Genomic DNA, 26,638 nt, shown 5'->3' on the forward strand with positions numbered 1-26,638 from the left:
TACTCCTCAAAAAGGTAGTGAGACTTATTTTTTTATGATATATCTTTCAGTGCCTCAGACTCCACACGTTTCATGAAATCCGCTACAACTTTATCATTATTCTTTGATCCGCCAAGCTTCATCAATGTTTTCCCTAAAAAATTAACGCCTTGATTCGAGCCATAATAAATAAATCGCGTCGTATTCTCATCGATTTTTTCAAGCGTAATAGACGTCTCGATTTTGAAAGCCTTCGCCAACACAAATCCACTTGTATTATGCTTGCGTTCCGGCGTATCCTCATGCTCCAAATCCTCGACAATATACGTCTCTACCCGCTTCCCTTCCTGATATTTCTGCCGATATGTCGAGCCCACAATACCTTCCTTCATCTCAATCACTTCATTTTCCACCACCTGAGGCATCACTCGCTGCATATTTTCAAGCGCAAACAAATTCCAAATCACCTCAATATTTGCCTTAATCTCCATTTCCTCATGCCACGTCACCATCCGTCATTCCTCCATTTCCAAAAATCCATCAATCTCACTAATAATCGCCTCCGTATCCGCAATCCGCTGACGCAAAGCCACCTTCTTCTCCTTCAAAATTTCCTCTAACTCATCCAGCGACCGATCATGCACCACCGTCAACATTTCCTGAATCGAAAAATCGAATCGGCGCAAATAAACGAGCAACCTCGCCAGCAAAAATGAGTTGTTATCATAGTAACTATATTTATTTCGAGGTTCCACAAATACAGGTAACAGTAACCCTATCTGCGCATAATATCGCAAAGTTTCCTTTGTAAGCCCAGTCATCTCCGCAAACTCCCCAATTCGATACATGTTTTTCCCCTCCTCATCCCCAAGTATAAACCATGTAGCGCACCACCGTGTCAATAAGGAGCTTTCGTGAAAAAAATTTCATACTATTTCCACATTACCCACCACACCTAACGTAAAATAGGTTATACTAGAAGGGAGCCTAATATTATTGTAAGGATGGTGAGACATAATGTCGCGAGAATATACAGAAGACGATCTTGTATACGGCGAATCTTGGGGACTTGTACATCGTGGTTTCTTAGCGGACAGCGAGATCGAACGAATGAAAGCGCTACGAGATAAAGTGATGGGCAAGCATGGAAAAGCCGGAACAACCTTGAAACCAATTGGCAGAGTTATCATTGATGGCGAATGGTACGACGCTAGGCTAAAAGACGGCTATTTAGACATAGGAACTCCTATCGTTGTTGTCGGCATTGATATTGGCTATGTTTTAGTAAACGAAGACCTAAAAAGAGAGGAAGATAATTCATGATTGGACCAATTATTATCGCAGTTTTAGTACTTGTAGTTTTGATTATATTTTTCACACTCGTACCAGTAGGCCTATGGATCAGCGCTATTTCCGCGCAAGTTCGCGTAGGACTGGGAACACTTGTCGGCATGCGTCTGCGCCGTGTAACTCCTTCTCGCGTTGTCAAACCGCTAATTAAAGCCGTAAAAGCTGGACTTGACCTAGAAGTAAACCAACTGGAAAGCCATTACTTAGCTGGTGGTGACGTCGATAAAACCGTCGATGCTTTGATTGCCGCGCACCGTGCCAATATTCAACTTGATTTTAGCCGTGCCGCAGCGATTGACCTTGCAGGACGCGACGTTTTAGAAGCCGTTCAAACTTCCGTTACACCAAAAGTTATCCGCACACCTGAATTTACCGGTGTTGCTCAAAATGGTGTCGAAGTAAAAGTTATCACACAAATTACCGTGCAATCCAATATCGACCGTATCGTCGGTGGTGCCGGTGAAGATACCGTTATCGCGCGTGTTGGTGAAGCCGTAGTCTCCACAGTCGGTGAAACTCGCGAGCATACCGATGTTCTCGAAAATCCAAACAGCATCTCGAAAAAAGTACAAGAACAAGGTCTGGGCGATGGCACAGCCTACACGATTCTATCGATTGATATTGCTGAAATGCGTATTGGCGACAACATCAAGGCTAAACTAGACATCGAAAAAGCCAACGCAGACATGGAAGTTGCCCAAGCCGCAGCCTCAAAACGTAAAGCAGAAGCTATCGCGTTAGAACAAGAAAACCGCGCTGTCGTTGTTGCCGCTGAAGCCGAAGTTCCAAGAGCCCTTGCAAAAGCGCTTGAAAAAGGAAATTTAGGTGCGATGGATATTTATCGGATGGATAATGTTCAGGCGGATACGACAATGCGTGAGGCTATTGCGAAAGAAGATAAATAAGTTTGGCGGGCATTGTCGTTGTAGATGATGGGATGTTCCCTTTGGTCACATCCATATTGATGCTGTAACTCATTTTATTCGAACAGCCTCAACAATGCGCGAGGCTATTGCTAAAGAGGATAAATAAGTTTGGTGGACATCGTCGTTGTAGATGATGGGATATTCACTTTGTTCATATCCATATTGATGCTGTAACTCATTTTATTCGAACAGCCTCAACAAATGCACGAGGCTATTGCGAAAGAAGACAAATAAGTTTTGCGGGCATCGTCGTTGATTAATGATTAACCGCTCACTTTGTTCTCGCTTATATTGGGACTGTAACTCATTTTTATTCGTACAGTCCCAACAATGCGCGAGGCTATTGCGAAAGAAGATAAATAAGTATAGTGGGCATTGTCGTTGATTAATGATTAACCGCTCACTTTGTTCTCGCTTATATTGGGACTGTAACTCATTTTTATTCGTACAGTCCCAACAATGCGTGAGGCTATTGCGAAAGAAGATAAATAAGTATAGTGGGCATTGTCGTTGATTAATGATTAACCGCTCACTTTGTTCTCGCTTATATTGGGACTGTAACTCATTTTTATTCGTACAGTCCCAACAATGCGCGAGGCTATTGTGAAAGAAGACAAATAAATTTGGTGAGACATTGTCGTTCGTTAGTGGATAGGATACTCTCTTAGTTCCTATCCACGTAGTTCAGAAAGAAGGTGTAACGAAAATGGATAGTATTTTTGCTAATATTGGCGATTGGTTTGGCACTGCTGTTGTTATCACCGGGATTCTGTTTGGCCTCATCAGCTATTTCAAAAAAGCCGAGACCGAGAAGGAGGAAGAGGAGAAATCGAACCTTCCAAAAGTCCCGAAACAACGCCCGTCATCCCATTCCAAATCTAAAAAAACACCTGCTAAAAAATCGCAACCATCGGGGTATAAAGATACTGTCATTAAAGATGCCATCACGAATGCCGACACAAACGTGACGCAGTTGCATCATCACCATACCGTTACAAAAAAGCGGGTTCGTGGTAAGATGCAGGAAGCGATTATCATGAAAGAAATTCTAGATAAACCGGTTTCATTGAGACAGGAAAAATAAGAGCGGGCCAGTAAAGCGTTGCCAATCGCCGCGCGCACTTACTGGTCTTTTTTAATCACATCCACTAAGTTTAGTATAAATTATTCTAGGGAATTGGTAGTCTATCACTACGCTTACTTTTCAGGGGGATTTAGCATGAAATTTCGATTGCAATTAGTTCTAACTTTATACGGTATTATACTAGGCACGCTTGTAGCAGTTATCGCCTTCTTATTCCTCCGATTAACAAACTTCCTCATCTACCTAGTCTGGGATGCAGGGGCTTCATTATTCGGTAATCCCGTATTTTGGCCAATCTTGATATGTACATTAGGCGGCATATTTGTCGGTTTATCCCGAAAACACATCGGCCCATACCCACGTGAAATGGATGAAGTCATGGGCGAATTCCACGCAAATGGCCGCGTTTCCTACCAAGGGAAAATATGGAGAAACCTAGTAGCCGCGCTTATTGTGCTAATGTTTGGCGCAAGTCTCGGCCCCGAAGCCGCTTTAGTCAGCATCTGCGCAGGGCTTGTCACCTGGGTGGGCGATAAACTTCACTTTACCTACCAACAACGCGATGCTCTCATAGAATTTGGAATAGGCGCCTTACTTTCCATCATCTTTGCCTCGCCCTTATTTGGGATTGCTTCCACACAAGAAAGAGAATCAGCCCCTCCAGTGAATAAAAAACTACATATTCAAAAAATAGTCATTTACTTCTTCTCCGTATCTGCTGGCTTCCTGGTTTTCTACTATTTACTACAACTTAACGATGGCCCGAGCCCTTTCGCAAATTTAGGTTCTGCTACTGTATCTTGGCCAGAATTGCTATTACTAATTCCGCTCTTACTTGCCGGCAAATATTTCGGTAAAATATATGGACTCTTCGAAATGGTCATTGCTTTTGCCACTCGTAAAATACAAGCCAAACCAGTCATTCTTGCCGTAAGTGGCGGTCTAATATTAGGTATTCTTGCAACCTTGCTACCCTACATGCTCTACTCTGGTGAACATGGGGTCGGAGAAATCTCTAACGAATACGATACCATGTCTATCTATCTCTTACTTACTATAGGTTTTGTAAAATTATTTGTCACTAAAATATGCCTAGGTACTGGTTGGCGTGGTGGCCACATCTTTCCAATCATCTTTGCAAGCATTGCAGTGGGATTTGCATTAACAAAAATACTCCCAGTCGATCCAATATTCATAGTAGCCATTTTTGCAACAGCATCTTGTTCTGTGATTCTGAAGAAACCGCTAGCTGCTGCTTTTTTATTAGCATTGTTCTTCCCAATCCAATTATGGCCATTCATCATTGTCGCAGCCTATCTTGCAGTATATAAACCTAAAAGCAAAAATCGAGTATCGGCTGTCTGAAAAAACAGCGATACTCGATTTTTTATAAATGTTGAAATTTGTTATTTTTGACTTTCAAAATCATGGTGTCCAAAATGATCTACATCACGCATAGCGCCGAAATCTGGATATCTGCCACGGGCAAAACGTGGGTCGCAGTGGTGACCGCGATGACCATGACCGCCGGGATGTGGTCTACCTCCGCCAAAACCTGGGAAGCCACCTCTACCTTGCATCCGTGGGTCCTCGAAAGGCTCATCTCCACTCATATCGCCCAACTCCTTCTCAAGTTCATCTGTGATTCGGTGCATGTAATCGTGTAAATTAGCTTTTTCTTCATCACTTAACACGTCGAAAATCTTGTTGTAATCGGTTTGGTTATCTTTGCTTTGCTCTGCTGCCTCAGCGCCCGCCTCGGTCAACTTCACATTCATCACACGGCGGTCTGCTTCTGACGGTTCACGCGTGATATACTCGCTTTTCTCCAGTTTCGCCAACAACTCGCCCAATGACTGGTTGCGCATATCGAGCAAATACGCCAATTCTTTCTGCGTGATCTCTGGTTTCATTTTTAAAATGGATAGCACGCGGCCTTGACCTCGATATGGGTTGCCAAACGGTCCTGCACTGCGTAAATTGTGGATTTGGTAATGGTGCAACATCCGGTTAAATTGAATAAACTGTTTCATTAAATTGTTTTCTGTTTCGCTCATTTGTAATTCCTCCGTTTGTTTATTTTTAGTCATGAGACATAATTAAAAGGTACCTTTGTTTTATATTATAAAGGCACCTTTCTATTTTGTCAAGCTGATTTAATTGGTTACTTTAATGAGCACTGTATCCTTTTTGGAACCGTCTAATGTTCGCGCCGTGATTGTAGCTGTACCAACTGTTTTACCGGTTATTTTACCTTTTGCATCTACGGTTGCGATTTTTGCATTCGAGGTGGTCCATGCGATTCCTTTATTCGATGCATTGGCTGGTGCGATGGTGGCTCGCATTTGGAAAGCGGTATTCTTCTTGAGATAGACGCCGCTGCGGTTGAGTGAGATGGCTGTCACTGGATAAGCTGGGCCAATCCTGACAGACATCGCGGTTCCCGGTTTTGAATTGACTTTGAATGAAAAATTCGGATAGGCTCCGTTGCTGAGACGGTTCGATGGATTTGTGCGATTCGTCAAATAGACTTGTTGCGCTTTTCCTCGAGAGCCCGTGCCAACATAATAGAAGGCGTCAGACATCGCGGTGCTGCCACTATTTAATTGCGAATAACCTGCAATGCCTTGATTCGCTTCTTTCAGCGTGACGAGTTGCTTGCCGACCGTTTGATTGCCGCCATAATTCGTATTCACGTGATAGATAGCGATGCCGCCTTTATATACTTTCCCAATCAGCGCACGATCAAAGCCGATAAACTGCCGATTTTCGATCAAAAAGTACTCTCTCGGGGAACTCGTGTTGATTCGCAAAATGGTGGTGCCGGCGTAAACTGTCTGAGTGGATGATGTAGTCGTGCTCACAACGCGCGGCGTCACAGCACCAATTTTCACTTTGGAATAGGCGTCTAGAAGGACGGGCGTCTGACCAGGATAACTATCGCCGGACTGTTTTCCCCAAGCGCCTTTTGCCATCAAACTGTAAGTTCCGAGCCCGCTGCCTGAGCCGTTTGTATTATAGAGATCCAGCAAGCCGAGATCATGGCCGAGTTCGTGGGCAATGACGCCAATGGTTGCCATGTGCGTGCCGTGCATCTCGCCAAACTGCGTGTACGTGAAGAACGTCTTACCGTCCAATTTCGGTGTGATATTCGCGTTCATGCCCCACATATGCCCCCAAACGGAGACCGCCGTATTCGTGTACGCCCGTTCTTGCCCGGCCACAATCGTCATGATGTGTAGCTCACTCGCGTCGATGCGCCCGTTTCTATTCGTATCATATTGCGCAAAATTAACAAAGCCGTTCGCTGCAATCAACGCGTCCCGCACAATATATTGGTTACGCGTATCAATCGCCGTGCCAGTTCGAGGTTGATTACGATTCAATTTGACCCGCACTACGCCATTGTTCGCAGTTCCTGACGTTTCGCTGGCGGGAACGAGATTAATTTTTGCATTCGTCGCTTGTGTATAATAAAGTCGCACTGATTTACTCGTCGTACTAAAAACCTTCTGATTCCAGCTTGCCTCGCTCTGCTTGATTGCCACGTCCTTGAAACTCACCAGGATCACTAGCAAGCGATTTGTCGTTGGCATTGCGCTCACTTTAGGAATCGCCGTCGTTGGTGTTTGCGCTGGTAGAGATGATGCGCTCGGATATTTACTTACCGTAACGGGTGTCGTTTTTTGATTTGCTGCTTGTAAGGATTCTGCGGAACTTGCTTGTGCTATCGTTGCGGTACCTATCGATAGAACCATCATGACTATCAGCGCCACCCATTTTAAAATAGGTCGCATGATATGTTCCTCCTTTAATTTCGGCAAAGTTCACCGCTTCTTGATTGGTAATTAATACCCGTAATTAAAAAAGGTTAAACGATGCGCACTGGTGCACAAAGAAAAAAGCCCTCCGAATTTGGAAGACTTGACTTACTTAATATCTACTCAATTCCGTCCGCGGCGACTGAATAATCACCGGTTTTTTCTTCGGATCGAGCCATTTCAGAATTTTGACGACGTTGGCTTGGCTTGTTCCAGTGCAGCCCATCGTGTAGCTACTAGATACGTGGAAAAAGATTGCCGAACCCCAGCCTGGTTTTCTCAGTGGATTATAGTTAATCACGAACGCATAATTATACGCCGGTTGATACAATTTTTCTGCGGATTTCCAGCGATTGTTGACTGGTAGCACTTGCCATGAATTATAGAGTTTCGACTTGCTATCATCGACCCAAACATCGCGCGTCGTCGTTTTGCGATACGGCATCTTCGTCCCCGGATTAGCGTAGCGACCGAATGCCGTGCCTAGCGTGAACTTCCCGCGCGGACTTTGAACGACCGTTTCCCTCATCGTCGTCGCAAAACCGTCCCGGCCGATAAAACCGTACATCAACGCCTTGCGCTGCCACACGCCCTTACTATCCCGCTCAAACGTCTGAATCGTTGCCTTGTTGGACTTGTAGCCCGGCGTCGTCACCAAAATCAGCTGCTTATTTGCCCCAACCGTTTTGAAACGCTGCGCATCATTCGTCGCCGCATCCGCCTTGCCCCCAACTGCAAAAATAACCCCAAACGCTAGAAAAACAACCATCAAGCTCCAAAATCCTTTTTTCACAACAAAATCCCCCCTACTTATCTTTATAAGGTTCCACTTTTTCGGATGTTTAAACATGGCACAAATAATTCTATGCTATAATGAATGTGAAAAAACACTAGGAGGTGCTTACAATGGGTTTAAATCAACTATTTTCTGAGAAGCTAGCCGCACATGGAGCAACAGCCTCGCACAAATGGAACACTAAAAAAGTCGAGAATGAGCGCAATTTCTCCCAAACCGACTTTGACCGAGCAAAAAAAGAACACGCCCAACTACCTTTAAAATCTAAAGATAAAGCATTACATTAAAAACGAGAGCGAACATCCGCTGAAACTGGATGCTCACTCTCGTTTTTTTTATTTCGAATGAAGCGCTACCAAAACCAGCTCCACTTCCTCCTCCACCGTCATGTCCCCAGTCACTCGCAGCACAGGGCACGCTAGCCTTTCAAACCAGACTTCATGCAGTTTTTTACTCCGCACATCCACATCCCCGTCCTCATATCTAGATGCCCACGCAACGAATTCAAGATGCTCCTGATAGCGACTTCCACCCGGCAAAATCGCCTCACCATACCGCGCCCGTTCCCGAGTCAACAAGCGCTCCAATCGCACCTCCCGCGGAATTTCTAGAAATACGACCACATCAAAAAACGGTTCCAACGACGTTCCCCAATTAGACAACGCCCCCGACAATACCCAATCCTCACGCCCCACAAAATCTCGCTCCATCATCTCCAACCGCGTCTCAATCGCCCTTTTAACAGAGAACTTCTCCTCCCAATAATAATCATCCGTATCAAAAAAAGGCAACCCCAGCCTATCAGCCAGCGCCTTACCAAGCGTTGAAGTCCCAGCCCCCGACGCCCCCATCACATGAATTCTAGTCATACTTAATCCCTCCTCATAAAAGAAACTTCCCCACCATTTTATCACAAAAAAAGCGCTACCAGCCAAAGCCAATAGCACTTCTTTCAGCGTGCCGAGAAACTAAGCATTTCTCGGCACGCTGAAGTTTGGTGAAATATCATGTAAAGTGGTTTTTCCTGATTCTAAAGTTCTTGTTCTCTAATATCTTCACGCCAAACGTTGAAGGCAAAGCTACACCTCAGGCGGACAACAAATGCTTAGATGCTAGGCAAAGACGAGTACCGAAGTGGAGCGTACGACCTGTACGTGAGCATCGGAACGGAATCTTTAACGACGCAGCTGAACGTTTGTCGTCCGCCTGAGAGACCTAGACGGCTTGGTCATTAGCAAACTGACTATTATAAAGATCTGCATAGAAGCCGTTTTCAGCAAGCAATTCCTTATGCGTTCCTTGTTCAATCACATTCCCGTGATTCATGACCAAAATCAAGTCCGCATCACGAATCGTCGACAATCTATGTGCAATCACAAAGCTCGTCCGGCCTTCCATCAAGTTCCCCATTGCCAGTTGAATATTCAGCTCGGTCCGTGTATCCACGCTTGACGTTGCCTCATCCAAAATCAAGATGCTCGGATCAGAAAGAATCGCGCGCGCAATCGTCAATAATTGTTTTTGCCCTTGCGAAATGTTCGAGCCTTCTTCATTCAGAATCGTGTCGTAACCGTCTGGCAAGCGTCTGATAAACTCATCCGCATACGCCGCTTCTGCAGCCGCTATAACTTCTTCTGTCGTCACGTTATCTCGGCCGTACGCAATATTTTCTGCAATTGTACCATTAAATAACCACGTATCCTGCAGCACCATCCCGAATTTCGCACGGACATCATTTTTCGTCATGTCACGCGTATCGACACCGCCGAGGCGAATTCCTCCACCTTCCACATCGTAGAAACGCATCAGCAAGTTGATAATCGTTGTTTTACCCGCACCAGTCGGACCAACAATCGCCACCATCTGACCTTCTTTTACATCAATATTCAAATCGTGCATCAGCGGTTTATCTGGCGTATAGCCAAATTTCACGTGATCGAAAACAATCCGATCCGACTCTCCCGCACGACGTTCTATCTTTTCAGGAATAATATCCTCTTCTTCTTTTTCATCCAATACTTCAAAAATTCGTTCTGCCGATGCCATCGTGGATTGAATGACATTCGAGATGTTCGCCACGCTTGAAATCGGTTGGGAGAACAGTTGTACATATTGCGTAAACGCTTGGATATTACCAACTGTTAGCGTGCCATTCGTTACGAAAATCCCACCACCAACACAGACCGCCACGTAACCAAGATTACCGACAAATTGCATTAATGGCATCATGATACCCGAGATAAATTGCGCTTTTTTCGCAGCGACGTAGTAATCTTTATTCACCACATCGAATTTGCCAAGCGTCTTCTTCTCTTGACCAAATGCCTTCACCACCGTGTGCCCGCCAAATGTTTCTTCCACGTGATCGTTTAGCACACCGAGATTTTTCTGTTGCGCGCTGAAATACTTTTGCGAACGGCTAGCAACAATGGCGACAAGCAACACGCTAAGTGGGACAGTCGCGACAACAATCAGCGTCATCTGCCAACTAATCGTCAACATCATAATCAGAACGCCGACAATTTGTACAATCGCCGTAATCGCCTGTGTCAATGCCTGTTGCAACGTATTCGCGATGTTATCCATGTCATTCACAGAACGACTCAAAATATCACCATTCGAACGCGTATCAAAATAGCGAAGTGGTAGACGACCCAGTTTGGCCTTCAATTCTTTACGCATATCATACACCGTGCGTTGCGCCACACTCGACATCACATATTGTTGCAGGAAGCTAAAGAGCGAGCTACCTAAGTAAAGCATCAATACGATAAACAAAATATCAAAAATCTTATCATAATTAATTCCAGCCGGCGTCATCACACCAGCGAATATTTCCGTCGTTGCCTTCCCGAGTTCTTTCGGACTAATAACGTTGAAAATGGTCGACAATATCGCGAGTAAGAGCACTACAATGAGTGAGATAGCGCGCGGTTTCATATATCCTAATAGGCGAAACAAGGACTTTTTAAATTCCTTAGGCTTGGCTGCTGGCATCACGGTTCTTCCGCCACCTGGGCCGCCGCCATGTCCACCTGATCCTGGTCCTGGACTCATGCTATCTCCTCCTCTGACAATTGTGATCTCATAATTTCTTGGTAAATCGTGTTCGATTCTTTCAATTCTTCATGCGTCCCAATTCCGGCAACTTTACCTTCGTTGACCACAATGATTTGATCTGAATCAACAACCGACGTAATCCGTTGCGCCACAATAATGGTAATCGATTCCCGTGTTTCCGGTTTTAAAGCCGCACGCAACAACGAATCCGTTTTAAAATCAAGCGCTGAAAAACTATCGTCAAAAATATAAATCTGCGGTTTACGAATCAACGCACGCGCAATCGCCAAACGTTGCTTTTGACCACCCGAGAAGTTATTTCCGCCTTGTTCAACACGACTATGTAAGCCGTCCTCCAATTTTGAAACAAAATCTTCCGCTTGAGCCGTTCGTAATCCCGCCCAAATTTCTTCCTCGGTCGCCGTTTCGTTACCATAACGCATGTTTTCCTCGATATCACCAGTAAACAACATTGCTTTTTGAGGAACTAAACCGACCTTCATCCGCAAATCTTCCTGCGTCATTTCTTTGACATCGAGGCCATTCACGCGAACAGACCCTTCCGCCACATCGTAAAAACGCGGAATCATGTTGATAATCGTAGACTTCCCAGCCCCCGTACTACCAATAATCGCGATCGTCTCGCCAGCTCTGGCTTTAAAAGAAATACCTTCAATGACCGGTTTTTCAGCACCAGAATAACGGAACGACACATTGTCAAATTCCAAAGAAACTGGAGCCATCACGTTTTTCGCATCTTTAGGATCATGAATTTCGGTATCCATTTCCAATACTTCATTGATACGTTCTGCCGAAGCCGCCGCACGTGGAATCATAATAAATACCGCAGAAACCATCATGAACGCAATCATAATTTGTGTCGCATACTGAATAAACGCCATCAAATCCCCGACTTGCATACTGCCGTCACCGACAAATTTGGCACCGATCCAAATAATCGCGATCGTTGTCAAGTTCATAATCAGCATCATCATCGGGCTCATCAAGGAAAGCAGTCTATTCACACCAACCGCCGTTTTTGCATAGTCCTCATTCGAAGCATCGAATTTCTTCAACTCATCATCGCCACGGTTAAACGCGCGAATCACTCGAATCCCCGTCAAACCTTCGCGAATCACTTGGTTCAGTTTATCCATTTTCTTTTGTAGTGATTTAAACATCGGCATCGCTTTTCCACCGATAAGTACGACCAATACGAGTAAAATCGGTAAAACGACCACAAAAATAAGTGACAGTTTGGCGTCTTTCCCAACTGCCATAATCACGCCACCAATCAACATAATCGGTGCCATTACCATCATTCGTAACATCATGTACAATACGTTTTGAATTTGTACCACGTCATTCGTTGAGCGCGTAATCAAAGACGCCGTCCCAACTTTGTCAAACTCCTGCAATGAAAAATTCTCGACCCGTCCAAAAATGTTATCCCGCAAATCGCGTCCAAATCCCATCGAAATTTTGGATGCATAGTACACGATAACAACGGAAAGTCCGCCTGAAAGCGCAGAAATGCCTAACATCTGCAATCCTACTTTCCATATGTGGCTCGTGTCACCCTTCGCAACACCATTGTCAATAATATCTGCCATCAATGTCGGCAAATACAACTGGCCAAGCACTTGCAGAAATGTTAGTACTAAAACTAGTACGATGCCCCATTTATAGGCGCCCATTCGCTTCATTAATCTCATCATAACGTTGCTTATACCTCCTCGTTCTCAGCTTTTTTGTTGAGATACTCCGTTAGTTTATCCAGTAGTGAAATTAATCTCTCCATTTCTTCTTTACCCAAAAACAAGGTCATATCCTCAAAATTCTTGTGAAAAGTTGAAATAATTTCTTCTACTACCTTCTTGCCTTTTTCCGTGAGCTGAATATATGCCGCTCGTTTGTCCACTGGATCCTGGCTTCGAATGATTAGCTTCTTCTCCTCTAACGCATTGATTTGCTGCGTCACACTCGGTTTTGATACCCTGAGAATCGCGGTTGCATCCGATACTTTCATGCCTTGTTCATGATCTGCGTGTCGTAAACCTTGGTGTAACATAAACAAGAATCGTGTTTCGGACCGTTTCAAACCAGCAACCTTAAAATTTTGCAGTTCAGCCCGCTTGAAATTCATAAAAGCTTTCACAACGGATTGGCCTAAATCTTCCTCCGAATTCTGCACTCTCTTGCATCCCCTTTTTATTTAGTTTACTTAACTAAGTATATTACTCTTATGTAGAAAGTCAAGCATAAACCATCACGAAAAAACTCCCAGCAATGAAGCTAGGAGCCACTCTTCGTTCGATATATTAATACGCCGTCCAACCAGCATCAGCCGTCACAACTGTACCATTGACGAAGCTAGAATCATCCGATGCTAAGAATAACGCGACTTTTGCGATTTCGGAAGCTTGCCCAACACGTGGATTCGTTCCCATACCAATTGTTGCGCGCGCTTGGCCAAACGCATCCGGCGCATAAAGCGTAGTCCCGATATTCGTCTCCACCGCACCAGGTGCAATCGCGTTACAACGAATATTCTTGGTTGCGTATTGGAAGCCAACATTTTTCGTAAAGCCAACAACTGCATGTTTCGAAGCCGTGTAAGCCGCGCCTGCACGTGAGCCGAATAAACCGCCCGCCGATGCAATATTCACAATCACACCACTTTCTTTCGGTTCAAAAATCGACAACGCTTTTCTCGTAGCGCGCATCACACCTGTTGTATTAATCGCAAATACACGATCCCAAAGGTCATCCGTTATTTCTCCAGCCGGAACAAAATTATCCATGATTCCCGCATTATTTACAAGTATATCAAGCGTGCCGTAAGCCTCGACCGCTTTATCAATCATCGCTTGCACGTCGTCTTCCTTCATTACATTAGCAACAACCGCCAAAGCTTCCCCATTGCTAGCTTTGATCTCCGTCACCGTTTTCTCCGCTGCCTCTAATTGAATATCCGCAACGACTACTTTCGCGCCCTCTTTTGCATACAGCAACGCAATTTCGCGACCCATTCCTGATGCCGCACCAGTGACGACGGCTACTTTTCCAGTTAATTTACCCATGATTATTCCTCCTCGAATTTAAATTGCGCCAGAGTTTCAAAAACAACTCCATGCATTCAGTATAGCCCTGTTCAGCACCCAACTTCAATAGGTAATGAAAGCGGTTTTTGTTGCTTTGGCGACACTTTTGCGGTATATGTATACTAACGATGAAAAAGGACGTGAAAAAATGACCGAAAAACCAGACCGCCGCATCCGAAAAACGAAAGCCGCCTTCGCGAAAGCTCTGCTGACACTTCTAGACGAGAAGCCATTCAAGAAAATCACCGTCACCGATATCGTCACGTACGCCGACGTCAACCGCGGAACCTTCTACAAACACTACCAAGAAAAAGAAGACTTGCTCGATGAAGTTATCGCGGACGTGCTCGCTGACCTCGAAGTCGCCTACCGCAATCCCTATGAAAAAATGACGCCATTTTCCGTAAAAAGAATGACACCAGCGATGGTCAAGATTTTCGATCATGTCTATGCGCACAAACTATTCTACAAACAAGCCATCGATGACAAATTCCGACCAGGTTTTCAAAATCAGCTATGTGACGCAATAAAACGCATTGCCCTTCGCGATTTTGCAACCGTTTTAAAACAGTCAAACGCCAATCCAGAACTCCACGCGAGCTATCAAGCCCATGCCATTTTTGGTCTAATCGTTTACTGGGCGCAATCCGACTTTGAATACACACCCGTCTACATGTCCGAACAGCTGCTCCAAATCGTTCATCCTGACACTTCCTTTACTACTTAGTAATTGTTACAGTTCGTTATCATTTGCCGATTAGTCTATACTTTAAGCATGACCTGCCTTATAATAAGGAGATATTGTTGTGAGCGTGATAAAATTCACTTAACGCCTAGGTTCATCGAAAGGAGCAGGTCGCATGGATAAAAGTCAATCCGCATCAAAATTAAGTCTATTCTCCCTCGCTTGGCCCATCTTTATTGAGCAATTTTTGCGGGTCATGATTAGCTACGTCACCGTCTTTATGTTGGGGCATTATTCCGATGACGCCGTGGCAGCAACAGGTGTCGCGAACCAGATTCTCGTACTCTCCGTCATCATGTTCGCCTTCATCAGTGTCGGCGTACAAATTCTCGTTGCACAAATGATCGGCGCTAAGAAACACCGGCTCATCGAACAAGTCATCACAAACGGCATCGTGTTTTCTGTCGTGATTGGCGCGATTGTCAGCCTTGTTTTCCTTCTATTATCCGCGCACTTCCTAACGTGGATGGGGCTTGACCCACACCTAGTCGAAATCGGCACACCGTTTCTCGAAATCATCGGTGGCGTTTCCATCCTGACTGCGATTCCGTACGCAATCATGCCCATTCTGCGGACACACGGCTATGTTCGCCAAGCCATGTACATTCCCGTTGTTGCTGGAATCATCACGGTTATTGGGAACTTTCTCGTTCTTTACGGACCGCTTTCCTATTTAGATTTAGGCGTTACCGGCGTAGCACTAGCCACGGTTTTCGGCAACTTTATCGCCGTTTTCCTATCCATTTGGCTCCTGCATCGCCACGTCGAATACCGCTTCAAATGGCATAAATTCAAAGAACTATCACGGCGGACCATGTATTCCATTTTGCGACTCGGCCTACCTTCCGCTGGCGAAAATATGTCCTACGCAGGTTCCCAGCTTGTCGTCACCGCCATCATCGCCCTCATGGGTACCGATGCCCTGACGACCAAAGTGTACGCCTCAACGGTTAGCCAATTCGTTGCCCTGTTCGCCATCTCGATCGGCCAGGCATCCCAAATCATCATCGGACGCGCAGTCGGAGCAAAAGAAGTAGACCGCGCCTACAAGCAAGGCTTGCGAAGCTGGAAAATCGGACTCGCAATCGCCGTTTTTCTAAGCATTCTCATCTATTTCTTTTCAGAACCAATCATGCATCTCTTCACATCCAACGAAGAAATCATCGCGATGACAAAACAACTATTTTTCCTATCCATCTTCCTAGAAATCGCGCGCTCCACCAACATCATTATCATCAGCAGTCTCAACTCGACAGGTGACGTCCGATTCCCATTCATTGTCGGCATCATCGTGATGTGGATAGTCAGCCTCCCGTTCTCCTACATCCTCGGAATCACCGCAGGAATGGGACTCGTCGGCGTCTGGCTCGCCTACATCATCGACGAAGGAATCCGCGGCGGACTAATGGTCTACCGATGGCGCTCAAAGGTATGGTCGCTCAAGTCAGTTCTATAATCCTGATAATCGGCGACAAGCGTTCGCTCGATTGGTGTAAAGCCGAGTTTAAGAGCACACTACTTACAAAAATGTAACGTTCCATCCCGCAAATTGTCACCTAATTCAATGGTTCATGCGTCCCTAACTATCGTATAATAAAGACATCAAGTTACGAAAGGACGTTATCACTATGAACGATCAAAAAATATTAAACGCACTCAGCTATTTCAGCCTATTTTTCGCACCATTTATCGTACCGATTGCCATCTGGATTTTTAGTGGCACGGAAAATACCAAACATCACGCAAAAGTGGCTTTATTCACACATATACTACCAACAATCGGAGGAATCATCACCGCACTCAGCGTCGGAATTGTCGGATTTAGTACCAACAGTTCGAACGTCACCGGCTTTATCGGGCTTGGCCTAGTCGTTGCAGTTGGCCTTATGACCATCGTACTCGCCCTATTCAACATTATCCGCGGTATCCAAGCGCTAACGGCAAAAGAAGATAATCCACGTTTTAACTCCATCGATTAATTCGTATAAAAGCTAGCTGGGAAGAAGATTCCGGCTAGCTTTTGTGATATAATATGGGATGAAATGGGGGAATGCATCATGCGTTTTATCTTTGCTTACTTAACTGTATTTATACTCGGCATCTTTTCCGTCATTGGAATGGAAGCCATTATGTACGGTGAAATAACGTATCAGCTCGTGTTTGCAGCGATTCTGTTCGCCGCGCCACTCATACTCGTCGGCACAACCATTGCCGAAATGTTCTACGGCTTCAGCAAAAATGCCACGGCGAAACGCTTCATCGTCTGGGGCTTTCTGTTTGGCGTCATCGCTACCGTAATTATCACAAGTATTCTGCAGCTCATCAGCGCCATCATGGTCATCTTGATTTCGCTTCTCGGCGGCGTTTTATGCGCGATTCTAGCTTGGATTTTCTTCGCGATTCGCGGCGGTCAAAAAGCAAGTGGCAAAGCAGCAACCGCTCCAAAAAACAACACATAATTCTCTGCAAAAACACATCAAGCGATGAAATTCGATTTTTCATCGCTATTTTTGTATAATAAAGGAAGATTAACTTTCCACATGTTTGGGTATATAAAACTGTTATTCATAATTATGTCAGGAGGGAAAAAATTACTATGCATACAAATAAGGAGACACCACCTATTCTCACATTGCTACAAATGGCCCCAGATTTCCATCATTACTGTGTTCAGGAAGCATTAAAAACAGGCGATACCATTCCTGCATCCCATCTAGGCGATAACCTCTATCTCATAGAAAGCGGTTTTCTAAGCTGTTTACGCGATATTGGAACAGACGAATACCTACATATAATCTTACAAGCAGGCGATTTTCCCTATCTACCATCCGATGACGAAGAAACCCCAGAAATCATGGCTTGTGAAGCACTAACAGACGTGACTTGGTGGAAAATAGATCCCTCTTTTTTCAATGAAACGGTGCGTCAAAAAGATCCAGATCAGGCGTTTTTCACCACGCATTCCGATAAATCTCGAAAAAATATTGAGAACCATTTTCTGCTCGACCGCATGCATCCCGAAGAACGCATTTACTTTACCCTACTCAACTTGATGCGCCTAGGTTCGCCAATTGCATCCAACGCCATCCAACTTCCTGCTTTTGCCGATCATCAAAAAATCGCCGAGTACGCTCTCACGCCACTGGACTACACCACCGACATCTTGAACCAATTGCAAGCGAACCAGCTACTCGAAAAAAATGGGACGATAACAAATGTCACAGCGTTTAACGCCATCCTAGAATCTAAAAATATCCCAGAAAATAATCTCCAATAAAAAGCACCACTAAGATTAGACGCCAAATCTAATCTTAGTGGTGCTTTTCTGACTTAAACCTCTTCTTCCACATGTTGAATTAACTGCAAGCGAACCGTCTCCAACTTATGTCCGTAAAAGTCCTCCTCAAATTTATCCCAATCCACAAATCCGCGCGCCTTATAAAACGCAATCGCATTCGTATTTTCCTGTTCTACATTCACAAATAACGGCAATGGCAACGCGAACAACTTGATACCTTCGTCAAGCAACATCGTCCCATATCCCTTATTCTGCACACCCGGTAACAAATAAAAAGCCGCGAGTTCGCTCTTACGTTTCTCAAGCTCGATAAAATTAGCGAAACCAATCACACTTCCGTCCTGCTCCAACACCGCGAATGGCGTCGCACCAACACGCGTTTTCAGCGTTTCCAAATTATAAAACATGTCTAAAAAACGATTTTGCACAGCGCGTGGAATAATATCCTCATACGTGTCATGCCAAGATTTTACCGCGATATCTTGGATTGCCTCAATATCTTCTAGCGTTCCTTTTCGAATTTCAACTGTCATCTGTGATTTCCCCTTTCATCCATTGAGATGTAGCATTATCACTTAGTATACCCTTTCATTGGCATTTTAGTCACGCCAAAGCACACGACACCAATTCCTGATTCTCCGTTTCGAACTGCTCCAAATACCGCGACATCGCCCCGCAAAACACCACTTCCATCGCGCCCTCATACAAAAAATCACATGGCTGTAAAAAATGCTGCACGCGGTTTCCTACGACCGATATCCCACCAAGCTCCAAAATATGCCCCACAAACTGTGAACAGAAAAACTCATTTTTCCCCGACAAATTCAAACGCAATACCAACCCTAAAATTCCCCAAAAATTGTAGCGATAATTCTCCGCAGTCAGCGAAAACCAATCCAATTCCTTTTGAATACGCGTCCGTTGTTCCACTGTAATATCATAGCTAAGAATCGCCGTCGCCGCATTTTCCAAGACACCACTACGCATATCTTCCTCAATAAACCCACCATTCAGCGGATTCCGTTTCCCAATCCGACCAAAACTATACACCTTCGTCAAATCCTCCGTCAAACTAATCGACACATGATTAAACGGTTTTCGCGTATATTTTTGAATAGCACGCCCTGGAATCGTCTCTGTTTTTGTCAAAATCACGTATACTTTCATCGGCCATTTCCCCCATAAAATAAAGAAGTGAGCGCGAGAGCCCACCTCCAAATTATTGCTCTACTTTAATGTTTCCAGATCCTGTACGTACCTTGATGACTTTGTTGCCGCTCGTTTTAATGTTCGGCGATTTAATATCCCCAGAATTGCTACGCAGATCTAAGAAGCCGTTAAACGCTGCTGGAATTTCGATGTTCACGTCACCAGAACTCGCATCCACCGTCACATTTTTCGTCACATCGCTAAATGTCAAGTCTACTTCGCCAGATCCACTCGTAACATTCGCCGCGCTATCCAACCCTGACAACTCGATATCACCAGAATTATTATCCACTGTCACCGCGCCGCTCACTTGCTCCCCGTCAATACTACCCGAACCATTTTTCAGCATCGTTGTTTTCGCCGTAACCTGATTCACCTCCATATCACCAGAACTCGAAGTCGCGCTCAGCGTATCGCCAGTCATTCCTTGCACAGAACTCTCACCAGAGCCATTCTTTAGCTCCAGATTCGACGTCACGTTTTTCAAGTCGATATCTCCCGAACTGTTCGTAACCGTCGTTGTGTCCGCCGTCAAATTCGACGCTTCCACTTCACCAGAACCATTTTTCAGCGTAATCGTTTTCGCCGTCGCATTGTGCACTACGAGGTCACTCGAACTCATATCACTCGCCAATTCGCCAAGCTTCGCGCCCTTAGCCACGTGAACCGTCACCGTCTGCTCCCCGTAAATTTGGAACTCCAAAAACTCGAACCATTCCTGCTCATTTTCCACATCGATCGTTAAATTATCCTGATTCGGCTTCACGCTCTTATCCAAGCGATTAATCGCCTCTTGCGATAGATGCCCGCTCATCGTCACGTAACTTTTCCCAGTCGTACTTTCCGTCACATTCACGCGCAAATCCTGATCACCCATCAATTTAATTTGCGAAATGTCACCGTCCGCCAGCTGCCACTCACGATTGTAAGACTCGCCACGATCCACATTATTATTATCAAAAGTCAGTCCAAATCCAATACCACCAACGACTAGAAGAGCCGCACCGATAATCAGCAATCTCACTTTATTTTTAAACATGTTTGCTCTCTCCCTTCATCAAATGCATATTGAATTTCGTATAACCAACCGTAGCCATAATCATCGCTTTCGCCATCCAAATCGTCACGACGAAGAAAATGAAGCCCAGCCCTACAATACCAATCGTTCCAAAGAATTTATACCATTCAAACGCTTGATTCAATACCGCGTCCAAAATAAAACCAAATGGCGTTAAGAAAAAGCCCACCGTTGATCCAATAAATCCTGCGACCACACCCCAAAAAGATAACAGTAAGGAGTAAACGACCAAATTCGGAATCAACATCGCTAAAAATACGCCCGTTTTAAAACCCGCGCCCCGTTTCTTCGGCTGGCTCGGTCTCGGCACATAATACGGCTCCTCTGGCAACGACTCGCCGCGCCCCGCTAAAATATCACGCGCAATTTCATCCGGACTCCCGAGATCAAAAACAATCTCCTGTTCCGTTTTCCCACTCGTTTCACCCGCAGCAAAATGCTCCATGTAATCCGCCAATATCTCCTGTCTTTCCTCAGAATCCAATCCCGCCAATTTTAGCGCGAGCTCATCTAGAAATTGTGTTTTATCCAATTTGCTCTCCTCCTTCTACAAATAATCTGTTGACATTCGCCACAAAATCTTTCCATTCAAACATTAATTCTGTCATATACATCTCACCCTTAACCGTTAATTGATAATATTTCCGCGATGGGCCTTCCGTCGACTCCTTCAAATACGTGTCGCAATACCCCTCTTTTACCAAGCGCCGCAATACCGGATAAATCGCACCCTCCGCAACTTCCACATACTGTGAAACATGTTGCGCCAGCTCATAACCGTATTGATCCTTCTTATGAATCAGGAAAAGGCAGCATAACTCAAGCACACCTTTTTTAAACTGCACATTCACTTCCATGCCGAACCCTCCATTTCTTATTGTCAAAATTCCAGTACTGAACAATAATCACTACTTGTTATAGATAACTATATCACGCACTACTAATTAATGCAAGGTAGTGACGAAAAAAAATAGTATTGCCAATTTATTATTTTGATGTTAACCTAATATCATATCAAGTTAACAAAGGAGAAATGTATGAGAGATAAAAAATTAAAACAACTTATTATTAACGCCCTATTCGCAGTGATTATCGCTATTCTGGCCCAAATCACAATCCCCATTGGCCCCATCCCACTCACAGGACAAACCTTCGCAGTTGGCCTTGCCGCTACCATTCTCGGTGCCCGCAATGCAACCATCTCCGTCGCCGTTTACATCGTCCTTGGTGCCATTGGTATTCCCGTTTTCGCTGGCATGGCCGCTGGACTCGGCATCATTTTCGGCCCAACAGGTGGTTTCATCATCGGTTTCCTATTCAACGCCTACATCACAGGATACATCATCGAAAAAACAAATTTCGGCATGGCATACGCTATTTTCGCCAATATCCTAGGTTCATTTGTCACGCTACTTTTCGGCGTCATTTGGTTAAAAATCAGCGGAGACCTATCGTGGAGTACAGCTTTCACAGCTGGTGCTGTTCCATTCATCATCCCAGGCATTCTAAAAGCAACACTTGCGGCACTCGCTGGAATCGGCATCCGCAAACGTCTTGTCTCTGGGAAATTGATCTAAATTTTCCGAATTCAAGGGAAAACGTTATACAAACCCTCTTTCCTTCGATATAATAAAAAAGACAATCTGTATGAAAAGGGGACATAATATGACGCTATACGATTACAACAATCTGAAAGAAAGTTTCGATACCGACAAAATGCTTGCCACCTTGATGAAAACAAACGAAGACACACCACCTTATACGGAACTTACATACCGTAGAAATGAAGTCATCATGGAAGAAGGCTCCGCCAATCGGCACTTCTACGTTGTCAAAAAAGGAATGGTCGCGATGTCAAAAGGAACGGTTCGGGATGATTCCATTCTGACATTCTGCGGTCCGGACGATATTTTAGGATTTTTAAGTGTCCTAGAAAACGCCGTATCGCCCATTTCCTACACAGCTATTAGTGAAGTTACCTTGCTCCGATTTGAGCGCCAATACGTTATCGACAAAATCACCTTTAGCCAAGAAAGCTTCTGGTATGCGTATTTCTTCTATCTTAATTTTACACACCCGATTCTCGTTCGCGAATCACTTTCTAATCTACCGTCCGACAAAAAAATTCTAGCCGGTCTCGTTATTGTCGCCGAGCGTTTCGGTCGCGCTGAACCTGATGGCTCTTATCTCATTCCGTATTATTTTACACAAAAAGTAATCGGGAAGTATTTAAATTTGGCACGCGCTTATGTAGCCACTAATCTACGCAAATTAGAACAAGACGGTCTCATTTCCCTCTCTCCAAAACCATGGAAAATACATGATATGGCAGCGGTTAAAGAGATGTTGGACATGAAATATACCGATCTTTATTCCTTAACAAAAGAATAAAAAGTATGCCAGTGATATTTCTATCGCTGGTTTTTTATTACACACATGTGACAAATTTTTGACGGAATGCGCTTTCTTTTGGGAATCGTTGCAAATTTTTAGTGACGATTCGACTAAACTTTAGTATAATAGCCTTATTACACATAAAAGGGAGAGAATTGAATGTCAAAACCAACTAAATTAGCTTGCGGATTGCTCGCATGCGGACTAACTTTTTCACTTGCAGCACCAGTATTCGCGGAGGAAGAAGTACAAGTTCCAGCAGTAACCGCAGAAACACCAGCTCCAGAAGCTAAAGAGATTACAGAAACAGCACCTGAAGCTACAGAAGAAGCACCACAAGCGCAACTAAAAGCAGCGGCTGTGTCAGCAGCCGTCCCAAAAACAGATGTATCATTTGTTAAAGATGCTACGACAACGCCTGCCGATTTCGTAACTGTTTCAGATGCAAGCACAACACTTGCTTTTAAAGCAGGAACAGAACCAAAAACAGCGGTTGCTGGAACATTCTCAACAACCATCGTTGCAACTCTAGCTGACACAACAACTCAAGAATTCGTTGTGAGCTACAAAGTAACAGAACCAGCGAAAGCACCTGTTAAAGCGGCTGCTCTTGCTACGGCAAAAACAAATGTAACCACTGAAATCAATGTTGCAGTGAAAGATCCAAGTAAATTCGTAACGGCAACATCTGGCGTGACACTATCTTTCGTAAAAGCACCAGCTGTCAATCGCTTAGGCGCGCAAACAGTAACAGTTGCGGCTACAAATGGCACAACGACTGAAAACATCGTTGCAAACTACACAGTGGTTGATACAACAAAACCAGTGATTGACGTTTTTGAAGATGATTTTTATGTAGGTATTGATGAAGAGTGGTACGCTGAAGAATTGGTTGATGCAACAGATAACTCTGGCTTCGTTAAAGTATACTTTGAGAACGGTAAAGAGTTCCTTGATACATCAACAGAAGGCCCACATACAACTGTTATCATTGCAGAAGATGCTAGCGGTAATACTTCTAGCGTGACTCTTTCTTATGAAGTACTTGGCGAGGATGCATATTTCTTCGATGCACCTGTTGTAAACGTAGCAAAAACGACCGCTACAGATGTTTACGGTAAAGCTGAACCAAATACAACTGTCTTTATCGTTTCAGAAGACGGCGAAGAGCTCCTTGGTATGGGAGATGCAGATGCTGACGGTAACTTCCATATCAAATTAGATACACCTCTTGTTAATGGACAAACAGTTCTCCTTGCAAGCATCGATTTTGAAACTGGCGAGTATAGTAATGAATCTTCATTCACATTCAAACAATCCGCTCTATCAGTTTCCCCTGCCCCTGTTGAAAATACAGTGAAACCTGCTGTCATTCAAGCAGTGAAAAAAGCCGCAGCCCCTGCTGCACCAACAAAAACAACAACGCTTAAAGAATTACCAAAAACAGGAGACAATAGTTCTGCTGGCTTGGTATTCGCAGGCTTCCTTGTTTCTGGACTTGCTGTAGCACTTCTTAGAAAACGTGGCTAATATAAGCAAAAAGGCTAGAGATCTGTAACTTCAGATCTCTAGCCTTTTTTTGTCTCATTTTTAATTATTTTAGTTTACCTACAAAGAAGAATGTTGCGATACAGTTAATTCCTTGAACGATGAAGAATGTTCCAACGAGGATAACGATACCGATTGCGCCAACGATTGGGTTGAATAACGAGATAAATCCAAGAATGATTCCTAGAATACCAAGTGTTAAAATCCAACCCCAGCCTTGTACGCCTTCATTTTTAGCAGCGAAAGCACCGATTGTACGCATGATTCCTGCGAATAGAACCCACATGCCGAAGACAAGAACGAGTGTGACTGTTCCTTCTAATTGGTCAGCAAGTAGCAGGATTCCTAGTAAGACGGATAAGATTCCTTCCGCTAAAATCCAGCCGGAGACTTTTTGCCCGCCGCGGTTTGAGAAATATTGAATGATTTGGAATACCCCAACGACTAGCATTAAGATTCCGATGAATAGAGTGAATGATAGTAAAGAAATACCTGGATGGAAAACAAACCAGATTCCTAAACAGATCATCGCGATACCGGCTAATAAGACCAATATACGTGTGAATGTTTTCATGATATGTAACACTTCCTTTTTTATGATTAGAATTTTTAGGCTCTGTTGCTTATTTTACCCTATCTTTTTAAATTAAAACACTTTTTGTATCGGATAACATTTTATGGATTTTGTCTTTAGTCACAAACGCTTGATTTATCTCATGTGCAAGCGTTATTTTGTTGTTATTTACAACCATTGGAGCGCTTTTTTCGGAAAAACAGGTAGAAAAAGTTCATAATTTGATTTGGGTGCCATTCTTTAGAAAAATCTGTCTACTTCTCTTGACAAACGTGCCCAACTAATTGTATGATAGAACCAATTTAATACGCTTCTTATCAAGAAAGGTGGAGGGACTGGCCCTTTGAAACCTTAGCAACCGGACATTGTGATCACGGTGCTAATTCCAGCAATTTTTTTGCGAAGATAAGCTAATGGATTGTAGATTTGTTGTTTGTTCAACCTCTCCGTCGTGACGCTTATTAGGCGCCTTGATGGGGAGGTTTTATTTTGGACTATTATTAAAGAGAGAAAAGGTGATGGCATGGGAACGCTTAGGCAGATGGAACTTTTTAAGGATACACCGTTGAAGCTTGAAAATGGGGAAACGATTGGGCCGATTGTGGTTGGCTTTGAGACGTATGGTGAGCTTGCTTTGGCGAAGGATAATTGTATTTTGTTGGAGCACGCCTTGACTGGGACGGCGCACGCGGCGAAGCATTTTGAGGAGGACGTGGCTGGTTGGTGGGATGATTTTATCGGAGCTGGAAAAACGATTGATCCGGCTGACTATTTTATTATTTGTACGAATGTTTTTGGGGGGTGTAGTGGGACAACCGGACCTTCTTCGGTGGATGCGCAGACTGGTGCGGAATACCGATTGCATTTTCCAGGGTTTACGATTAAGGATATTATTAAGGTGCAAAAAGCGCTACTGGATGCGCTCGGCGTGGTGCATGTGGTGTCGGTGATTGGTGGTTCGATGGGTGGTATGCAGGCGACGCAGTGGGCGATTGATTATCCGGAAATAACGGGGAGTGTGATTAATTTGGCTTCTCCATTAGCGGCAAGTCCTGAGGCGATTGGGTATAATCTGATTATGCGGATGGCGATTTTGAATGATCCTGATTTTAATGGTGGGGATTATGTTGGGCAGCCTGAGGGTGGTCTTGCTACGGCGCGGATGGTCGGGATGATGACGTATCGCACGAGTGAGCTGTTTTCAAAGCGGTTTGAGCGATTTACAGTGGCTGATTCTTCTCCTGGCGCTTTTTCGAAGGAGCATTTCCAAGTCGAGTCGTATTTGCAATATCAGGGAGATTCGTTTGTGGAGCGGTTTGATGCGAATAGTTACCTGTATTTGACGAAAGCGATTGATTTGTTTGATGTGACGGTGAATGGTCGGGATGAAAAACCGCTTTTTACGGGGATTCAGATTCCGTATTTGTTGGTTGGCGTGACGAGCGATCAGCTGTTTCGGATTCATGATTTGCGTCGGGATTACGAGCTTTTGAAGGAATGGGATGTGCCGGTGACATATTATGAAGTAGATTCGGATTATGGGCATGATGCGTTTTTGGTCGAGGTTGAGAAATTTCATCCGCTGATTAGTACTTTCTTGACGCAGCATTCGCGAATTGAGTTGAAAAAATAAGTGCGGAAAATCGCCTCATATGATTTTCCGCAAAACCTC

30 protein-coding genes and 1 riboswitch are annotated in these 26,638 nt (G+C 44.4%); of the genes, 14 read left to right on the forward strand and 16 right to left on the reverse strand.

Going from position 1 to position 26,638, the window contains the following annotated elements:
* Positions 1-32: 32 nt before the first annotated feature.
* Both DUK53_RS11410 and DUK53_RS11415 read right to left on the reverse strand, forming a co-directional pair.
* Entirely contained in the window at positions 33-491 is a 459-nt protein-coding gene (locus DUK53_RS11410) for a hypothetical protein (protein ID WP_036090974.1), read from the reverse strand.
* 3 nt (positions 492-494) lie between these two features.
* Positions 495-827, reverse strand: coding sequence for a MerR family transcriptional regulator (locus DUK53_RS11415; protein ID WP_036090971.1), 333 nt, complete (start codon positions 825-827; stop codon positions 495-497).
* Between the two features lie 169 nt (positions 828-996).
* On the opposite strand from DUK53_RS11415, the gene DUK53_RS11420 reads away from it, so the two are divergent.
* The 4 genes from DUK53_RS11420 to DUK53_RS11435 all read left to right on the forward strand — a co-directional run bounded on the left by DUK53_RS11420 (position 997) and on the right by DUK53_RS11435 (position 4,704).
* Positions 997-1,302, forward strand: coding sequence for an NfeD family protein (locus tag DUK53_RS11420; protein WP_036090969.1), 306 nt, complete (start codon positions 997-999; stop codon positions 1,300-1,302).
* Entirely contained in the window at positions 1,299-2,234 is a 936-nt protein-coding gene (gene floA / locus DUK53_RS11425) for a flotillin-like protein FloA (protein ID WP_036059155.1), read from the forward strand. Before DUK53_RS11420 ends, floA begins: the two co-directional genes overlap by 4 nt.
* A gap of 727 nt (positions 2,235-2,961) precedes the next feature.
* On the forward strand, positions 2,962-3,339 hold the full coding sequence (locus DUK53_RS11430; RefSeq protein ID WP_036133030.1) for a hypothetical protein: 378 nt from the start codon (positions 2,962-2,964) through the stop codon (positions 3,337-3,339).
* A gap of 135 nt (positions 3,340-3,474) precedes the next feature.
* Positions 3,475-4,704: a chloride channel protein gene (locus DUK53_RS11435; RefSeq protein WP_036133032.1), complete on the forward strand. Its 1,230-nt coding sequence runs from the start codon at positions 3,475-3,477 to the stop codon at positions 4,702-4,704.
* A gap of 41 nt (positions 4,705-4,745) precedes the next feature.
* Here the strand turns inward: DUK53_RS11435 and DUK53_RS11440 are convergent, their stop codons facing one another.
* The 3 genes from DUK53_RS11440 to DUK53_RS11450 form a co-directional block, all read right to left on the reverse strand.
* Positions 4,746-5,396, reverse strand: a complete 651-nt coding sequence (locus tag DUK53_RS11440; RefSeq protein ID WP_077917836.1) for a MarR family winged helix-turn-helix transcriptional regulator — start codon at positions 5,394-5,396, stop codon at positions 4,746-4,748.
* A 99-nt stretch (positions 5,397-5,495) separates the two neighbouring features.
* Complete coding sequence (locus tag DUK53_RS11445) at positions 5,496-7,136, reverse strand: M6 family metalloprotease domain-containing protein (RefSeq protein ID WP_052165030.1); 1,641 nt, start codon at positions 7,134-7,136, stop codon at positions 5,496-5,498.
* 136 nt (positions 7,137-7,272) lie between these two features.
* Complete coding sequence (locus DUK53_RS11450) at positions 7,273-7,953, reverse strand: L,D-transpeptidase family protein (RefSeq protein ID WP_081964462.1); 681 nt, start codon at positions 7,951-7,953, stop codon at positions 7,273-7,275.
* A gap of 113 nt (positions 7,954-8,066) precedes the next feature.
* Here DUK53_RS11450 and DUK53_RS17520 point away from each other — a divergent pair, with 113 nt between their 5' ends.
* Positions 8,067-8,243, forward strand: a complete 177-nt coding sequence (locus DUK53_RS17520; protein ID WP_156110606.1) for a hypothetical protein — start codon at positions 8,067-8,069, stop codon at positions 8,241-8,243.
* Positions 8,244-8,291: 48 nt separating this feature from the next.
* On the opposite strand, the gene DUK53_RS11455 is transcribed toward DUK53_RS17520, so the two are convergent.
* From DUK53_RS11455 to DUK53_RS11475, 5 genes are all read right to left on the reverse strand, one after another.
* The gene (locus DUK53_RS11455; RefSeq protein WP_036090961.1) at positions 8,292-8,825 is read right to left on the reverse strand and encodes a shikimate kinase; all 534 of its coding nucleotides are present in this window, start codon (positions 8,823-8,825) and stop codon (positions 8,292-8,294) included.
* A gap of 346 nt (positions 8,826-9,171) precedes the next feature.
* Positions 9,172-11,013 carry an ABC transporter ATP-binding protein gene (locus DUK53_RS11460; protein WP_036133034.1) on the reverse strand — a complete coding sequence of 614 codons (1,842 nt, stop codon included), beginning with the start codon at positions 11,011-11,013 and terminating at the stop codon, positions 9,172-9,174.
* On the reverse strand, positions 11,010-12,734 hold the full coding sequence (locus DUK53_RS11465) for an ABC transporter ATP-binding protein (RefSeq protein ID WP_036133036.1): 1,725 nt from the start codon (positions 12,732-12,734) through the stop codon (positions 11,010-11,012). The genes DUK53_RS11460 and DUK53_RS11465 overlap by 4 nt, the downstream gene beginning before the upstream one ends.
* Positions 12,735-12,742: 8 nt before the next feature.
* Positions 12,743-13,210 (reverse strand): MarR family winged helix-turn-helix transcriptional regulator, encoded by a 468-nt coding sequence (locus tag DUK53_RS11470; RefSeq protein ID WP_036090952.1) that lies wholly within the window; start codon positions 13,208-13,210, stop codon positions 12,743-12,745.
* Positions 13,211-13,337: 127 nt separating this feature from the next.
* The gene (locus tag DUK53_RS11475) at positions 13,338-14,099 is read right to left on the reverse strand and encodes an SDR family oxidoreductase (protein ID WP_036090949.1); all 762 of its coding nucleotides are present in this window, start codon (positions 14,097-14,099) and stop codon (positions 13,338-13,340) included.
* 169 nt (positions 14,100-14,268) lie between these two features.
* Between DUK53_RS11475 and DUK53_RS11480 the strand changes: the two genes are divergently transcribed.
* The 5 genes from DUK53_RS11480 (at position 14,269) to DUK53_RS11500 (ending at position 18,142) form a co-directional block, all read left to right on the forward strand.
* Positions 14,269-14,847: a TetR/AcrR family transcriptional regulator gene (locus DUK53_RS11480; protein ID WP_036091647.1), complete on the forward strand. Its 579-nt coding sequence runs from the start codon at positions 14,269-14,271 to the stop codon at positions 14,845-14,847.
* A gap of 133 nt (positions 14,848-14,980) precedes the next feature.
* Positions 14,981-16,321 (forward strand): MATE family efflux transporter, encoded by a 1,341-nt coding sequence (locus tag DUK53_RS11485; protein ID WP_036090948.1) that lies wholly within the window; start codon positions 14,981-14,983, stop codon positions 16,319-16,321.
* Positions 16,322-16,493: 172 nt separating this feature from the next.
* Positions 16,494-16,844, forward strand: a complete 351-nt coding sequence (locus tag DUK53_RS11490; protein WP_036090945.1) for a magnetosome magnetite crystal formation protein family — start codon at positions 16,494-16,496, stop codon at positions 16,842-16,844.
* A gap of 78 nt (positions 16,845-16,922) precedes the next feature.
* Positions 16,923-17,324 (forward strand): hypothetical protein, encoded by a 402-nt coding sequence (locus DUK53_RS11495; protein WP_036090942.1) that lies wholly within the window; start codon positions 16,923-16,925, stop codon positions 17,322-17,324.
* A 137-nt stretch (positions 17,325-17,461) separates the two neighbouring features.
* Positions 17,462-18,142 (forward strand): cyclic nucleotide-binding domain-containing protein, encoded by a 681-nt coding sequence (locus DUK53_RS11500; protein WP_036090939.1) that lies wholly within the window; start codon positions 17,462-17,464, stop codon positions 18,140-18,142.
* Between the two features lie 53 nt (positions 18,143-18,195).
* On the opposite strand, the gene DUK53_RS11505 is transcribed toward DUK53_RS11500, so the two are convergent.
* The 5 genes from DUK53_RS11505 to DUK53_RS11525 all read right to left on the reverse strand — a co-directional run bounded on the left by DUK53_RS11505 (position 18,196) and on the right by DUK53_RS11525 (position 21,307).
* The gene (locus DUK53_RS11505) at positions 18,196-18,696 is read right to left on the reverse strand and encodes a GNAT family N-acetyltransferase (protein WP_036090936.1); all 501 of its coding nucleotides are present in this window, start codon (positions 18,694-18,696) and stop codon (positions 18,196-18,198) included.
* A 70-nt stretch (positions 18,697-18,766) separates the two neighbouring features.
* On the reverse strand, positions 18,767-19,330 hold the full coding sequence (locus DUK53_RS11510; RefSeq protein ID WP_052165031.1) for a hypothetical protein: 564 nt from the start codon (positions 19,328-19,330) through the stop codon (positions 18,767-18,769).
* Between the two features lie 52 nt (positions 19,331-19,382).
* Entirely contained in the window at positions 19,383-20,411 is a 1,029-nt protein-coding gene (locus DUK53_RS11515; RefSeq protein WP_036090933.1) for a DUF4097 family beta strand repeat-containing protein, read from the reverse strand.
* On the reverse strand, positions 20,404-20,982 hold the full coding sequence (locus DUK53_RS11520) for a DUF1700 domain-containing protein (protein ID WP_052165032.1): 579 nt from the start codon (positions 20,980-20,982) through the stop codon (positions 20,404-20,406). Before DUK53_RS11520 ends, DUK53_RS11515 begins: the two co-directional genes overlap by 8 nt.
* Entirely contained in the window at positions 20,975-21,307 is a 333-nt protein-coding gene (locus DUK53_RS11525) for a PadR family transcriptional regulator (RefSeq protein WP_036059127.1), read from the reverse strand. The genes DUK53_RS11520 and DUK53_RS11525 overlap by 8 nt, the downstream gene beginning before the upstream one ends.
* A 180-nt stretch (positions 21,308-21,487) precedes the next feature.
* On the opposite strand from DUK53_RS11525, the gene DUK53_RS11530 reads away from it, so the two are divergent.
* The 3 genes from DUK53_RS11530 (at position 21,488) to DUK53_RS11540 (ending at position 24,374) form a co-directional block, all read left to right on the forward strand.
* Positions 21,488-22,027, forward strand: a complete 540-nt coding sequence (locus DUK53_RS11530; RefSeq protein WP_036090930.1) for a biotin transporter BioY — start codon at positions 21,488-21,490, stop codon at positions 22,025-22,027.
* Positions 22,028-22,115: 88 nt separating this feature from the next.
* Positions 22,116-22,841, forward strand: a complete 726-nt coding sequence (locus DUK53_RS11535; protein ID WP_052165033.1) for a Crp/Fnr family transcriptional regulator — start codon at positions 22,116-22,118, stop codon at positions 22,839-22,841.
* 162 nt (positions 22,842-23,003) lie between these two features.
* Positions 23,004-24,374: an LPXTG cell wall anchor domain-containing protein gene (locus tag DUK53_RS11540; protein ID WP_052165034.1), complete on the forward strand. Its 1,371-nt coding sequence runs from the start codon at positions 23,004-23,006 to the stop codon at positions 24,372-24,374.
* A gap of 64 nt (positions 24,375-24,438) precedes the next feature.
* Here the strand turns inward: DUK53_RS11540 and DUK53_RS11545 are convergent, their stop codons facing one another.
* Entirely contained in the window at positions 24,439-24,966 is a 528-nt protein-coding gene (locus tag DUK53_RS11545) for an HdeD family acid-resistance protein (RefSeq protein ID WP_036090928.1), read from the reverse strand.
* A 311-nt stretch (positions 24,967-25,277) separates the two neighbouring features.
* Positions 25,278-25,378, forward strand: a riboswitch (SAM riboswitch).
* A 111-nt stretch (positions 25,379-25,489) separates the two neighbouring features.
* Between DUK53_RS11545 and metX the strand changes: the two genes are divergently transcribed.
* Positions 25,490-26,599 carry a homoserine O-acetyltransferase MetX gene (metX, locus tag DUK53_RS11550; RefSeq protein ID WP_036090925.1) on the forward strand — a complete coding sequence of 370 codons (1,110 nt, stop codon included), beginning with the start codon at positions 25,490-25,492 and terminating at the stop codon, positions 26,597-26,599.
* The last annotated feature ends 39 nt before the right edge of the window (positions 26,600-26,638 follow it).

The organism is Listeria sp. SHR_NRA_18, assembly GCF_003856515.1.
GTDB classification, from domain to species: Bacteria; Bacillota; Bacilli; order Lactobacillales; family Listeriaceae; genus Listeria_A; species Listeria_A newyorkensis.

Bases quoted from the DNA above. Each gene is read 5' to 3' on its own strand.
- DUK53_RS11410 (WP_036090974.1), bottom strand. From the start codon at position 491: ATGGTGACGTGGCATGAGGAAATGGAGATTAAGGCAAATATTGAGGTG.
- DUK53_RS11415 (WP_036090971.1), bottom strand. From the start codon at position 827: ATGTATCGAATTGGGGAGTTTGCGGAGATGACTGGGCTTACAAAGGAA.
- DUK53_RS11420 (WP_036090969.1), top strand. From the start codon at position 997: ATGTCGCGAGAATATACAGAAGACGATCTTGTATACGGCGAATCTTGG.
- floA (WP_036059155.1), top strand. From the start codon at position 1,299: ATGATTGGACCAATTATTATCGCAGTTTTAGTACTTGTAGTTTTGATT.
- DUK53_RS11430 (WP_036133030.1), top strand. From the start codon at position 2,962: ATGGATAGTATTTTTGCTAATATTGGCGATTGGTTTGGCACTGCTGTT.
- DUK53_RS11435 (WP_036133032.1), top strand. From the start codon at position 3,475: ATGAAATTTCGATTGCAATTAGTTCTAACTTTATACGGTATTATACTA.
- DUK53_RS11440 (WP_077917836.1), bottom strand. From the start codon at position 5,396: ATGAGCGAAACAGAAAACAATTTAATGAAACAGTTTATTCAATTTAAC.
- DUK53_RS11445 (WP_052165030.1), bottom strand. From the start codon at position 7,136: ATGCGACCTATTTTAAAATGGGTGGCGCTGATAGTCATGATGGTTCTA.
- DUK53_RS17520 (WP_156110606.1), top strand. From the start codon at position 8,067: ATGGGTTTAAATCAACTATTTTCTGAGAAGCTAGCCGCACATGGAGCA.
- DUK53_RS11455 (WP_036090961.1), bottom strand. From the start codon at position 8,825: ATGACTAGAATTCATGTGATGGGGGCGTCGGGGGCTGGGACTTCAACG.
- DUK53_RS11460 (WP_036133034.1), bottom strand. From the start codon at position 11,013: ATGAGTCCAGGACCAGGATCAGGTGGACATGGCGGCGGCCCAGGTGGC.
- DUK53_RS11465 (WP_036133036.1), bottom strand. From the start codon at position 12,734: ATGATGAGATTAATGAAGCGAATGGGCGCCTATAAATGGGGCATCGTA.
- DUK53_RS11475 (WP_036090949.1), bottom strand. From the start codon at position 14,099: ATGGGTAAATTAACTGGAAAAGTAGCCGTCGTCACTGGTGCGGCATCA.
- DUK53_RS11480 (WP_036091647.1), top strand. From the start codon at position 14,269: ATGACCGAAAAACCAGACCGCCGCATCCGAAAAACGAAAGCCGCCTTC.
- DUK53_RS11485 (WP_036090948.1), top strand. From the start codon at position 14,981: ATGGATAAAAGTCAATCCGCATCAAAATTAAGTCTATTCTCCCTCGCT.
- DUK53_RS11490 (WP_036090945.1), top strand. From the start codon at position 16,494: ATGAACGATCAAAAAATATTAAACGCACTCAGCTATTTCAGCCTATTT.
- DUK53_RS11495 (WP_036090942.1), top strand. From the start codon at position 16,923: ATGCGTTTTATCTTTGCTTACTTAACTGTATTTATACTCGGCATCTTT.
- DUK53_RS11500 (WP_036090939.1), top strand. From the start codon at position 17,462: ATGCATACAAATAAGGAGACACCACCTATTCTCACATTGCTACAAATG.
- DUK53_RS11505 (WP_036090936.1), bottom strand. From the start codon at position 18,696: ATGACAGTTGAAATTCGAAAAGGAACGCTAGAAGATATTGAGGCAATC.
- DUK53_RS11510 (WP_052165031.1), bottom strand. From the start codon at position 19,330: ATGAAAGTATACGTGATTTTGACAAAAACAGAGACGATTCCAGGGCGT.
- DUK53_RS11515 (WP_036090933.1), bottom strand. From the start codon at position 20,411: ATGTTTAAAAATAAAGTGAGATTGCTGATTATCGGTGCGGCTCTTCTA.
- DUK53_RS11525 (WP_036059127.1), bottom strand. From the start codon at position 21,307: ATGGAAGTGAATGTGCAGTTTAAAAAAGGTGTGCTTGAGTTATGCTGC.
- DUK53_RS11530 (WP_036090930.1), top strand. From the start codon at position 21,488: ATGAGAGATAAAAAATTAAAACAACTTATTATTAACGCCCTATTCGCA.
- DUK53_RS11535 (WP_052165033.1), top strand. From the start codon at position 22,116: ATGACGCTATACGATTACAACAATCTGAAAGAAAGTTTCGATACCGAC.
- DUK53_RS11540 (WP_052165034.1), top strand. From the start codon at position 23,004: ATGTCAAAACCAACTAAATTAGCTTGCGGATTGCTCGCATGCGGACTA.
- DUK53_RS11545 (WP_036090928.1), bottom strand. From the start codon at position 24,966: ATGAAAACATTCACACGTATATTGGTCTTATTAGCCGGTATCGCGATG.
- metX (WP_036090925.1), top strand. From the start codon at position 25,490: ATGGGAACGCTTAGGCAGATGGAACTTTTTAAGGATACACCGTTGAAG.